This is a genomic window from Sphingomonas sp. DC1600-2 (genome assembly GCF_049897605.1).
In the GTDB taxonomy this organism is placed as follows: domain Bacteria; phylum Pseudomonadota; class Alphaproteobacteria; order Sphingomonadales; family Sphingomonadaceae; genus Sphingomonas.
The window spans coordinates 238,822-251,584 of the sequence record NZ_JAFCWO010000004.1; the positions used below are offsets into that span (position 1 = coordinate 238,822).

Genomic DNA, 12,763 nt, shown 5'->3' on the forward strand with positions numbered 1-12,763 from the left:
CGTGCCTGTGGAGAGTGTCGATGAGCCCCAAGTCCGTCCGCCTGATGACGGCCGCTGCCCTCGCCACCAGTGTGTTCGGGGCCAGCGCCTGCGTTCCGCTGAAGGGGCATCAGGGCTATGTCATCGATTCGGATCTGGTGAATTCGGTCCAGGCGGGCACGGATACCCGCCAGTCTGTGCTGGCGGTGCTCGGCAAGCCGACCTTCACCAGTGAATTCAACCAGGGCGACTGGTATTACATTTCGCGCGACGTGCGCAATTTTGCCTATAACAATCCGCATGTGCACGATCAGGTGACGCTGCGCATCAGCTTCGATTCGCGCGGTGTCGTGTCGGCGGTGCGGCGCTCGGGGGCCGAGCAGGTCGCGTCGATCAGCCCGTCGGGCAAGACCACGCCGACCTTGGGCAAGAAGCGCAGCTTCTTCGACGAACTGTTCGGCAATATCGGCACCGTCGGCGCGATCGGCGGCGGTCAGGGCGGCAACAACAACACCGGTGGCCGCGATACGCCGTAACGGCGGCGATACGCTTTTGCGACAACCCTGACAGAACCCTGTCACCGGCGTTCGTAAAGCGTTCAGGGCGCGTTTGCCAAAATCCTTTGCATGGCTCGACCTATTGATCCGGTCGGCCAGATATGGAGGATATGATGCGCAAATTCATTGCCACCGCGTTGCTCGCCGCAACCCTGGTGCCCGTTGCCGCCAGCGCCCAATCGAACGACGAGCTGCGCCGGGATCGGCAAGACATCCGGCGCGACCAGCGTGATCTTCGTGACGCTCGCCACGAGTATCGGGAGGACGTACGCGATCGGGAGCGGGCGTGGGGCCGCGATGACTGGCGGGGCTGGCGTGATCGCAACCCCAATTGGTATGCGCGCGGCCGCTGGGAAGCTCCGTTCCGCTATACCGCCTTCCGCCCCGGCCTGCGCATCGGCGCGCCTTATTATGGCCCGCGCTACATCATCGCCGATCCATGGCGCTATCATCTGCGTCGTCCGGCTTATGGCCAGCAGTGGATCCGGCATTATGACGACGTGATCCTGGTCGATACGCGGCGCGGCTATGTCATCGACGTGATCCGCGGCTTCTATCGCTAAACCATATCGCACCGGTCGCGCCTCTCGGCGCGGCCGGTGTTTCAGCGAATCGTGAACATCACTTGGTCGACCACGCGCCCGCCGACATCGGTCAGGCGCAGGCGGTGCGTGCCCGGACCCGCAATGATCTCGGGCTGCGAATCGGCCGCTCCAATGTCGGTCTTGTCGAGCCACAAACGGTGCGCGGTCACTGCCCCCGAGACATCCACCGCAAGCCGTTGCCGGTCATGCGGAATGTCCGGATCGATCGCATAGACGCTGCCTGAGACCGGATTGGTGATGCGCGGGCGGCGCGATTCATCGGGCGCAAAGGCGATGTGGCTTTGCCCGGTGCCGGCCAGGAAATATTCTATGCGCGGCTGCTCGATCGCGCGCGCAAAGGTGATTGCGCGCGCTTCGACGCCCGCCGGGCGCGGCGGCGGCGCGCCGCGTTCCTCGGCATTGAGCGACAGCATGATGTCGCGCCACACCGGTGCCGCGCCGCTGACGCCCGACACCGCACGCATCGAATCGCCCTCGAGATTACCGACCCAAACGGCGACCGTGTATTTCTGGGTGAAGCCGATGCACCAATTGTCGCGCAACGCCTTGCTCGTCCCTGTCTTCACCGCCGCCCAGAAGGGCAAATGCAGCGCCGAATCGAGCCCGAAAGTGACCGCGCGGGCATTGGCGTCGGCCATCATGTCGGCGACGATCCATGCGGCTTGCGGGGTGGTAATCGCGCGCGGGGCGGTGTGCGGTGCATCGAGCGTCAGCCGCAGCGGTGACCAGCGCCCGCCTTGCGCGAGGCTGCGGTAAGCATCGGCTTGCTCCAGCAAGGTGACTTCGGCCGATCCCAAAGCGAGCGAATAGCCGTAATATTCCCCATCCTCGACCAGCCCGCGATAGCCCGTGTCCCACAGCCGGTCGCGAAACGGATCGACCCCGACGAGCAGCAAAGTGCGCACGGCAGGCACGTTGAGCGACCCCGCCAGCGCCGAACGCGCCGACACCGGCCCCTTAAAGCCGCGATCGTAATTCTGGGGCACGTACAGGCCAGACGCCGTATCGAGCTGCACCGGCGAATCGTCGAGGATCGAGGCCGGGGTCAGATAGCCCTTCTCGATTGCCTGGGCATAAAGGAACGGCTTCAGCGTCGATCCCGCCTGGCGATAGCTGTTCGCGCCGTCGACAGCGGGCGCGGTCGACGCCCCACCAATGCCGCCGACATAGGCCAGCACGTCGCCGCTGGCATTGTCGACCACCACCACCGCGCCATCCCGCGCGCGCGCGCCGCCAAGGCCCTGCAACTGCCGTTTCAACGCGACGATGGCGAGCGTCTGGATGCGGCGGTCGAGCGTGGTGGTGACCTTGAGGCCGGGCTTGGTTAGCAACCGGTCCGAAAGATGTGGGGCGAGCCCCGGATCGAGCGCGAGACTGCGCGCCGGGCCGAGCATCGAGGCGGCTTCCCCGGCAAAGCGCCCACAGTCCTGTTCGTGCGAGACGGCGCAGGCACGCCGCGCGACGGTTCCGGCATCGGCTTGCGGATCGGGCAGCAGCGCCGCCAGTAGCAGTGCGTCATCGCGGGCGAGCGCGTCGGGGGTCTTGCCGAACAGCCCGAGCGCGGCCGCGCCAATGCCCTGCGCTTCGCCGCGAAACCCGGCCAGGTTGAGATAGGCTTCGAGGATCTGATCCTTCGACCAGCGTGATTCGAGCGCCCAGGCGGCGCGCATCTGGCGGATCTTGTCCCAGAAATGGCGCTGGCCGGGGGCGGCAAGGTCGGGCGCGAGGAAACCGGCGACCTGCATCGACAGCGTACTCGCCCCGCGCGCCCGTTCGCCCTTAGCCTTGTCGCGCGCGACCCCGGCGAGCGCGAGCCAGTCGACGCCGCCGTGTGAGAAGAAGCGGCGGTCCTCGACACCGACGATCGTCGTGCGCGCCACCGGGGCGATGTGGTCGAGCGGGGTCCAGGCGAGGCGGCGCGCCTTGAAATCGACCCGCGCGCTGTCGATCAGCACGCCGTTTCGGTCATAGAGCCACGCTTCGGATGGATGCCATGCGGCGCGGACCTGGGCGTAACCGGGGAGCGGCGGGGGCATGGTCGCATAATCAAGCGCGATGAAGGCGACGAGCGCGAGCGTTAGCCCGGCGACGCTCGCCCCCGCCCGAGTCTGGAGCGCAGCCCAAAGCTTTTCACCACCCCGGCGAACGCCGGGGCCCAGTTGCGACAGTTTCTGCAAGAGAGCGCCACGCTCGATCATTCAACCGCTCGATACTGGGCCCCGGCGTTCGCCGGGGTGAATTCAACAAAGATTATCGCTGCACCACCGTCATCGTATCGAGCGGCAGTTGCGCGCGGATCGCGGGCGAATACATCGCCTCGACCCGGCTCGGCGGCAGGTTGAAGCGTCCGGCTCCGTTCAGCCGCAGCATGTACGACGCGCTGAACGCCCCGCGCGGCACCCAGCCATAATAAGCCCGCCAGGTGTCGTTGCGCCGCTCGACATAGGCCGGGACGACGCCGACCTGAATGTCCCACAGCTTGCCATCGGCATCGCGCGCCTCGAACTTGGTGCCGGGTCCTGCCTGCGCTTGCCCGGCAAGGATTTGCGACTGCCCGCCCAGATCGCCGATGATCGTCGCGCCCGCCGGGATCGGATCGTTGATCACCACCCAGTTGCGCTCGGCGCTGGCCTTGACCGTGATCGTCACCTTGACCACGTCGCCGCGCGTGAGAACGCCCTTGGTGCGCGCTTGCACCACCTCGACACGGCGTTGCATCTCATAGCCGGCGAACAGCGGCTTGGTCAGCGGCACCGCTGCCGACACCGAGACGGTGGCCCACGGCCCGGCCCCACCCGATTGCGCGAGTTTCAGCGGGGTCTGGGTCGTCGGCAGCGCAAAGCTTGCGGTGCGCGCGGTGGCGGCGAGCGGCCAGCTCTTGCTGATCGTTTGCGTGCCCAACCCTAGCGTCGTCGTGCCGATGATCGCGCTGGCGGGATAGAGCGCGCCGAACTTGCGCGCCGCGATCGTGCCCCAGGCATTGGCGGTGGTGGTGTCCCACCGCCCGTGCGACTGGCGCAGCGCCACGCCGACCATCATCTTGGCGGCTTCGTCCTGCCAGCCTGGACGGCCGAGCGTGGCGATCACGGTCTTGATCGACGCTTCGTCGCCCGATGACATCAGCCACCATGGCTGATTGCTGCTGTCCGACAGATCGAGCCGTGTGCCTTCATAGACGAGCCGCGTGCGCAGGACGGCCTCGGCGGCGCTCTTCAGCGCAGCGCCATTGGCCAGGCCCTGCAGATGATCGAGCGACACGAGATAATCGGCCAGCAACGCGGTCGGCATCTCCTTTGGCGTCATGCTCAATTGGCCGAGCATCGCCGGGGTCGCGGCCCCGGCGCGCGCGAGCGCGTTGAAGGCATAGACGCGCTGCCAGCGCACATCGCCATAATCCTCATGCCGCAAGCGCCCGTCGAGCACGGCCTTCAGCCCCTCGATCATCTTCGCGCGCGGGCCCGCCGGGATCGGCAATCCCGCGTCGGAGGTCATCGCCAGCACATAAGCGGTCAGCGCTTCCGAGCCGGTCAGGCTGCCAGATGGCCAATAGCGCAGCAGGCCGTCATCCGCCTGATAGGCGGGAAGGTCGCCCGCCAGCGATTGCCACAGCCCGGCATCGCCCAGCGCGACCGCACGCGACAGACGCTGTTCGAAGCAATCATAAGGATAGCGCGCCATGAATTCGCGCACCCCGGCGAGCGGCGGCGCCAGCGTATCGTCGAGCCGGATATCGACGGTTCCGCGCCCCGCAATCGCGCCCGCAGGCGGCTGGATCGGGATAGTGGTGTCCGCGCCGACGCGGGCGAGCGTACCTGCCCACACTTCGACCGGGTAGAGCGGCACCACCGCCTGATCGGTGGTGATCTGATCGACCGCCTTGCCGTTCGACGCCTTGGCGCTGACATGCCAGCGCAAGCGATCGATGTTGGCCGGGGCGGTGAGATTCCAGGCAACCGGCACCGCGCCGCCCGCCGGGATCGTCACCGTCAGCGGTTTGCCCTGCGCGATGGCCGGGGTCAGGTCGACCGTTGCCGTCACCGTCATCGGCTTGTCCGATCCGTTGCGCAGCGTGAAGCTAGATGCATAGAAATCGCCGGTGCGCACGACCGGGGGAATGCCGGCATAGATCGACAAGTCCTGCGCGGTGCGCACGCTCGTCATGCCGGTGCCGTAGAGTTGCGCGCCGTCGGTGGCGATCGCGACCAGCTTGAACGAGGATAGCGCGTCGCTGAGCGTCACCGGAATGCGGGCATGGCCGTTCTCGTCGAGCGTGACGCTGCCCTTCCACAGGATCACCGGCTGGAAATTCTCGCGGTTGAGCCCCGAGGAATCGCCGCCGCCGCCGCCACCGGCCTCGACCGCTTTCTTGCCATAGTGGCGTTTGCCGACGACCTGCGTCTGCGCGGTCGAGGTCAGCACCGACAAGGGGCGCTCGCCCATCAGCGCGGTCAGCACGTCCCAGCTGTCATTGGGCGCGAGTTGCAGCAGCGCCTCATCGACCGCCGCGAAGGCGACATCTGCGGTGCGTGCGGGCTTGCCGTCGGGCGTCTTCACCGAGACATCGACTTGCGCCACGTCGCGCACGGCGTAGCGCGCGCGATCGGCCTTGACCGCGACTTGCAATTGATGCGCTTCCCAGCCGACCTTCACCTTGGCGATGCCGAGGCGATAGCTCGGCTTGGCGAGATCGACGAGCGCAGTCGGCTCCTGTCCCTCGGGTGGGCTGCTCGCCAGCCCGACCGACTGGGCGATGCCGTGCAGCCACGTCCAGAATCCGCTTTCGGTGCGACCGCGCACGACCATGACCGAGACGAACACGTCGGGCGCGTAACTGCCCGGCATCTTCACTTCGACCACCGGATCGGTGCCGCTGAGTTCGGTGACGAAGCTCGACAGCACGCCTTCGCGCTCGACCGTGACCAGCGCCGTCGCCTTGCGGAAGGGCATGCGCACCTGGAAGCGCGCGATGTCGCCTGCTTTATAAGCCTGCTGTTCGGGCACGACGTCCATGCGGTCGCCATTGTCGCCGCCGAACCACCAATCGTCATTGCCCGCCAGCCACACGCTTTGCGTCGCGCGCGCTTCATTGCCGTTCGCGTCCTTGGTCGTCGCAACGGCATAGACTTCGCCCGAAATGCCCGGCGCAATCTTGCATGTCGCCAGCCCCTGCGCATCGGTCGTCGCGGTGCAGCTTTGCGCAAGCTTGGTCGTCTTCATGCGGTTGTCATAGGCATAGAAGCCGCCGATCAGCCGCCGCCTGGCGGTGAGGATCTGGCGGCTGTAGAGCGCAACCGAAATCGCCTGATTGGCGATCGGCTTGCCACTCGTATCGAGCGCGACGAAGCGCAGCCGCAAATCGTCCTGCTTCATCAGCCAGCCATCGGTCTTCACGCCCAGTTGCACGGCACTCGGAAAGATCGGGATGCGCTTGGACGCGGTCAGCATTTCGCCATTGGCGTCCTGATAATCCATTTCGACCAGCATGTCGGTGACGCCGTCGAGCGTTTGCGGCACGGTGACGGTCTGTTTGCCGGTCCCGTCGCCACTGAGCGTGGTCGGCAGCGTCTGCGTTGGCGGGAGCGCGGTCTGTTCCTCCTCGCCATCGCCATTGAGCGGCTTGGTGCCCTCGGCGATTGCCTTGCCGCCGAAACTGTAGCTTTCATAGCCGTCGGGCTTGGTGTCATGCGCGAAATAGCCGATGCGCATGTCGACCGGCAGGTTCGACGCGCCGCCACCCGACAGATAGCCGACGAACAGATCGAGCAGCAGATTGGCGGGGCGGATCGCGGCGTCCTTGGGGCCGGTGACACTCGCGCGCATCGTCGGCAATTTATATTCGTCGACCTTGAAGGATTGCGTGGTTTCGATGCGGCGGCCATCGACGATCACCGAGAGATCATAATCGCCCATCGGCGCGCCGGCGGGGGCGGTCCACTCATTCTCGCCAATGCCATTGGCGTCGATCGTCAGCGGTAAGTCGAACTGCGTGTCGGACCCGCGATGCTGCAAGCGGAGCGTGCCGGACACTGCCGGGGCCATGCCGAAGCCATCGGCAATCGACGTGCGCAGGATGTGCTTCATGTGGATCGTTTCGCCCTGACGGACGAGCATGCGGTCGAACACCGTGTGCAGCATTTCGCCGCGCGCCTGATAGCCATAGGGCAAATCGAAGTCATACGGGCGGATGCCTTCGCCCCATGCCGTCAGCGTGAAGCTGAAGTCGTCGGCGGCGCGCGCCGAGACCATCAGCGGATGGCTGCTGGTACCTTCGCAACTGCCCCAGGTTTCGGGCTCGGGCAGGCCCGGCGGGGCATAGACGCCGCCGCTCTTGTCGGTCACGCCGCGCGCCAGCACTTCGCCGGTGCAGCTGTCGCTCACGCGCACTTCGGCCCCGGCGACGGGCTTGCCGGTGTCGAGTGCGGTCACCCAGGCGAGGCTCCTGGCGCGGCCCCATTTGAAGTGGACGCTCATATTGGTGACGAGCGCGGCTGCGGCGACATAGCGCGGCACCTTGCGCCCGAGCAGTGCCTGGCCCAGCACGGGGCTGGCCAGTTCGACGACATAGAAACCGGGCTTGCCGCCACCGAGCGGCATGCCGACGACTTCGAAATCCTTGCCCTTGCCGGGCAGGCCGATCTTCAGCGACGCGCCCTGCTTGCCGAGGATCGAGGTCGCGCCGGTGTCGTTGATGCGGACCTTGTCCTTGCCGCGCGTTTCCTCATGGCTGGCGGTATCGTCGGCATGGCCGACGGTGCGCAGCCATTCGGCGATCTTGCCATCCGAGCCGTCGATGCGCAGCGCTTGCCCGGCGATGCTGAGGTTGGTGCCCTGAAGGGCTGGTTCGACATTGCGCACCGTCACTGGCAGCACGCCGCCTTGCTTGGATTCCAAGATGCCGAAGGACGCGGCGAACTTCACCAGCGGCGGCGCGGCGTCGAAGCGCACGTCGAGCGGGAAGCGCTCGGCATTGGAAAGCGCGCGACCGCTCTCGTCCTTCACGCCGGTTGGCAGCAGCAGCTTGGCGGTTTGCGATTCGGGCAGCGGGCTCTTGAAGCCGACCGACGAGACGGTCGCCTTGCTCTTGGCATCGCCATGCCCGGAATCTTCGGAGGAATCATCGAACAGCGTCGGGGTCAGCAGCTTGCCGTCGGCGGTCTGGATGCGGATTTGCTTGGCGAGATCGGTCGCGACGGGCGCGGAGAAGCGCACCCACGCTTTCTCGACCGGATTGCATCCGGCCTGCGCATTGACGCGACCGCATTCGAAGCGCGCGGTAAAGGGCTTGCGCACGGTGTAATCGAAGCGTTGGTCGGCCCCTGCGGTCTTGCTGCTGGCCCCTGCGATGTTGGCACCCCATACCAACGCCATGTCGGTGCCCGGCGGCAGGGGACGGCGGCACTTCAGTGCGGTCACCCCGGCATAAGCCTTGGCGCGATCGGCAGCGGCGGGGATCGCGGCGGGGAGCCCGGCGCTTTCCAGGAAGTTCCGCACGTTCCAATTGTCGGTGCCCATTTCGCCCAGCAACTTGCCGGGCAAATCGGGTGCGAGCACTTCGACCGGAATCTTCTCGCCAATGCCCTTGACCGCGCAATAGGCGTTGGCAGCGACAGAGGCCGGGGTGGCGGGCAGGTTGGCGGCGACCAGGAAGACCTGATCCTCCTCAATCTCGCTGTCATATTGGCTGGGCAGCACCGCGCGCGCGACCGGGCCGCCGGCGTCGACCGAAAATTCCTGTTGCCCGGTCACGGCATAGCCCGACACGCTTTTCAGGCCCGAGCGCAGCTTGAACTTGCAGACGGTGCCGCCGGGCAGGCCGTTTGCGAAATCATAGACGAAGGTCTGCGGATCGACCCACCGCCCCTGCCCGCTGACCGCGCAGGTGACGTCGAAGGGCGAGGCCGCGCGCGGATCGCCGAGCGGTACGATCGGCTGGCTGAAGCGTGCGGTGAAACGTTCGATCGCGCCGTCGCCAATGCCGGGGGTGGCCAGGATGACTTGCGGGCTGGAGTCGCCAGAAGCTGCAAATGGAGCAAGCGCCAAAGCGAGCAGTGCGACTCGGAACGCGAGCTTCATCGAATCCTCCCAAAGGCTTTACCGCACGATATAAAGCGACGAACCGTGCTAGTACAGCGACGAATGGTGACGGTGTGATGACAGCTTGCTACGCGGCCATCGCTGCTAGACACTCCGTGTAGATCGACTCGGGGGGCCGGTCGAGGGGAGGAACGCTCTTGGGGGGAGAGTGGATCATCGCCGCGCTGGACGCGGTCGCGCGCGAAACGATGCTGTTCGCCGCGCTTGGCTTTCTCGTCGGTGGCCTCGATGATGTCGCGGTTGATATTGCCTGGATCGGGACGCGGCTGTGGCGGCGACCGGACGGGTTGCCCGCCACGCTGGAGGGCTACACCCGGCGCGCGCCCCGTCGGATCGCGGTGTTCGTCGCCGCCTGGGACGAAGCAGGCGTGATCGGCGCAATGTTGCGGACTTGCCTCGCACGCTTCGACCATCCCGACTACCGCATCTATGTCGGCACCTATCCCAATGATCTTCCGACCATCGACGCCGTGGCCGAGGTCGCGGCGGACGATGAGCGGATCCGATTGGTGATCGGTCCCAACGATGGCCCGACGACCAAGGCCGATTGCCTGAACGCACTTTGGGCGGCGCTGCTGCGCGATGAGCAAAACGAGCAGATTCGCGTGGCGGCGGTCGAGCTGCACGATGCCGAGGACATGGTGCATCCGGGCGAACTGCGCGTGATCGACGCCCTGATCGGGCGCTACGCCGCCGTGCAATTGCCGGTCTTGCCGTTGGTGGACGGCAAAGCGCGGCTCGTATCGGGGCATTATGCTGACGAATTTGCGGAGGCGCACGGCAAGAATCTCGTGGTACGCCAGGCGCTTGGCGCGGGGTTGCCGCTGGCCGGGGTGGCGTGCGCGATCGAGCGCGGAATGCTGGAGCGGATCGCGGCCGCGCGCGGCGGCATGCCGTTCGACGCGGACAGCCTGACCGAGGACTATGAACTCGGCCTGCACATTGCGGGGTTGGGCGGGCGTGGCGCGTTCGCGCGGGTCCGCGAAAGACCGGGCGGGCCCTTGGTCGCGGTGCGCGCCTATTTCCCGGGGACGCTGCAAACCGCCGTTCGGCAGAAATCGCGCTGGATGACGGGTATCGCGCTGGCGGGGTGGGACCGGATGGGGTGGGCGCGCCCGCTCGATCTGCACGAACATTGGATGCGCATGCGCGACCGCCGCGCGCCGATTTCGGTGCTGGTGCTGGCGATCGCCTATGTCGCGTTGGTGGCCTGGGGTGCGTCTCGATTGGGCCATGCGCTATTGGACGGCGGGGGGCTGCCGCTGTCCGATCCGATGGTGGGGCTGTTGCAGGTCAATGCGGTCTTGCTGTTGTGGCGGCTCGGCTCGCGGGCAGCCTTTACCGGTGCGGCCTATGGCTGGCGCGAGGCGGCATGGTCGCTGCCGCGCGCCTTTGTCGGCAATCTCATCGCGTTGCTCGCCGCGCGGCGTGCGATGGTCGCCTATGTCGCGTCGCTCCGCGGCACGGCGCTGCGGTGGGACAAGACCCAGCACACCTTCCCGGATGTGGCGCAGGTCGATCAGTGACGGCCGGGCGGGGACGCCCTTTGCGGTTCCTCGCCGTGTTTCTGGTTGCGTGGATCGGGGTCCGGGTCGCTTTGCTGTGGCCGCAGATCGATTCTGCGGCGGATGTGCTTCGCGCCGTCGTGCCGGTGCCGGTCGCGGTGATCCCGCCGGAATCGCCTGTCGTCGCGTCCGAACACACGGCGAAGGGAGACGTGCGGCGCTGGTACCGTGCCGCTGCGGCCAAACCGCGTGGGAGGCTGACCCTGCGCAAGCCCGATCCGACCCGGATCGCGCTCGCGCTGCTGGGTCTCGTCCGCTATGGCGATGCGCAACCGGTGTCGCAGGAGTCCCCATTATTGCCGGGGCTGCCCCATCGCCAGAGCCAACCCCTGGTGCCACGTCCGCTCTCGCGCTGGTCGGCAAGCGCGTGGCTGCTGGCGCGCGGTGGTTCCGGGCTCGCACCGGGCGGGCTTGGCGGGCAGCTTGGCGGATCGCAGGCGGGGGTGCGGGTCGCTTATGCCATCGATCGCAAACATCGCGTCGCGCTGGTCGGGCGCGTGTCCTCTCCGCTTGGGCCAGGCCTGCGCGAGGCCGCGCTCGGCGTCGAATGGCAACCGACTCGCTTGCCGCTGCGGCTGGTCGCCGAACAGCGTTTCGCGATTGCGGGCGGGCGCGGCGGACCGGCGCTGGGGGTTGTCGGCGGCCTTGATCCAACGCCATTGCCGCTCGGATTTCGGCTCGAAGGCTATGGCCAGGCCGGCGTTATTCGCCGCACCGCGACCGAGGCTTATGTCGATGGCGCGCTGCGCGTCGCGCATCCGGTGACCGAGATCGGCCGCGTCCGGGTCGATTTCGGCGCAGGGCTGTGGGGTGCGGCGCAGCGCGGCGCGGCACGGTTCGATCTTGGGCCTTCGCTTGCGGTCGCTATCCCGATCGGGGCGCGTTCGGTGCGGTTCGGGCTCGACTGGCGGCAACGCGTCGCCGGGGCCGCGCGCCCGGGATCGGGGCTGGCGGTGACGCTCGGCAGCGATTTCTGAAACGGCGTGCTTTGCGCGGGAAGCGCGAGCGGCTAACGCTGTCGGGCAATGGACATCTACCTGCCCATCGCCAATCTTTCGGTCAACGCGCTCGTCATCGTGTTGCTGGGTGGCGGTGTCGGCCTGTTGTCGGGCATGTTCGGCGTCGGCGGCGGCTTCCTCACCACGCCGTTGCTGATCGTCTACGGCATTCCGCCAACCGTCGCCGCCGCCTCCGCTGCGAGTCAGGTGACCGGGGCCAGCGTTTCGGGCGTGTTCGCGCACGTCCGGCGCAAGGGCGTCGACTTCAAGATGGGCGGGGTGCTGGTCGCGGGCGGGCTGGTCGGGTCGGTGTTCGGCGGCTGGGTGTTCCGCTTGCTGCAGGCGAGTGGACAGATCGATACCGTAATCGCGATCGTCTATGTCGTGCTGCTCGGTTCGATCGGCAGCATGATGGCGAAGGAGGCGCTGGGCGCGATTCGCGCGACACGCCTCGGGCTGGCTCCCAAGGCGCGCAAGCGGCGGCATCACCCGCTGGTCGCATCGCTTCCGCTGCGGACGCGCTTCTATCGCTCGGGGCTCTATATCTCGCCGCTTGCGCCGCTGCTGCTCGGCTTCGGCGTCGGCATCCTGACGATCCTGCTTGGTGTGGGTGGCGGGTTCATTCTGGTGCCGGCGATGCTGTATCTGCTCGGCATGACGACGCAGGTGGTGGTCGGCACGTCGCTGTTCCAGACGCTGTTCGTCACCGCGATGGCGACGATGGTGCACGCGACGACGACCAAGGCGGTCGATATCGTTTTGGCGGCGCTGCTGTTGCTCGGCTCGGTCGCCGGGGCGCAAGTGGGCGCGCGCTTCGCCGCGAAAGTGAAGCCTGAATATCTGCGCCTGGCGCTGGCGGTGATCGTGCTGCTCGTCGCCGGGCGGATTGCCCTGGGGCTCGGGTGGCGTCCCGATGAACTCTACTCGGTCGAATTGTCGTGAGACGCGGCTGGATCGCGGTCCTG

7 protein-coding genes are annotated in these 12,763 nt (G+C 67.0%); 5 read left to right on the plus strand and 2 right to left on the minus strand.

The features are described from left to right. The first annotated feature begins 20 nt into the window (after positions 1-20). Both ACP7BL_RS11150 and ACP7BL_RS11155 read left to right on the plus strand, forming a co-directional pair. Positions 21-515 (plus strand): outer membrane protein assembly factor BamE, encoded by a 495-nt coding sequence (locus tag ACP7BL_RS11150; protein ID WP_426258340.1) that lies wholly within the window; start codon positions 21-23, stop codon positions 513-515. Positions 516-649: 134 nt separating this feature from the next. Continuing rightward, positions 650-1,099, plus strand: a complete 450-nt coding sequence (locus ACP7BL_RS11155; RefSeq protein ID WP_426258341.1) for an RcnB family protein — start codon at positions 650-652, stop codon at positions 1,097-1,099. A 41-nt stretch (positions 1,100-1,140) separates the two neighbouring features. Here ACP7BL_RS11155 and pbpC read toward each other — a convergent pair whose 3' ends face one another. Continuing rightward, positions 1,141-3,339: a penicillin-binding protein 1C gene (pbpC, locus tag ACP7BL_RS11160; RefSeq protein ID WP_426258342.1), complete on the minus strand. Its 2,199-nt coding sequence runs from the start codon at positions 3,337-3,339 to the stop codon at positions 1,141-1,143. Positions 3,340-3,391: 52 nt separating this feature from the next. Then, positions 3,392-9,214 carry an alpha-2-macroglobulin family protein gene (locus tag ACP7BL_RS11165; protein ID WP_426258343.1) on the minus strand — a complete coding sequence of 1,941 codons (5,823 nt, stop codon included), beginning with the start codon at positions 9,212-9,214 and terminating at the stop codon, positions 3,392-3,394. A gap of 158 nt (positions 9,215-9,372) precedes the next feature. Here ACP7BL_RS11165 and ACP7BL_RS11170 point away from each other — a divergent pair, with 158 nt between their 5' ends. From ACP7BL_RS11170 to ACP7BL_RS11180, 3 genes are read left to right on the plus strand one after another with little or no spacing between them, the layout of a single operon-like run. Then, a complete protein-coding gene (locus tag ACP7BL_RS11170) occupies positions 9,373-10,761 on the plus strand; it encodes a glycosyl transferase family protein (protein ID WP_426258344.1) in 1,389 nt (462 codons plus the stop codon). A gap of 20 nt (positions 10,762-10,781) precedes the next feature. After that, on the plus strand, positions 10,782-11,777 hold the full coding sequence (locus tag ACP7BL_RS11175; RefSeq protein WP_426258345.1) for a hypothetical protein: 996 nt from the start codon (positions 10,782-10,784) through the stop codon (positions 11,775-11,777). A 48-nt stretch (positions 11,778-11,825) separates the two neighbouring features. Continuing rightward, positions 11,826-12,740, plus strand: a complete 915-nt coding sequence (locus ACP7BL_RS11180) for a sulfite exporter TauE/SafE family protein (protein WP_341204155.1) — start codon at positions 11,826-11,828, stop codon at positions 12,738-12,740. Positions 12,741-12,763 lie beyond the last annotated feature (23 nt).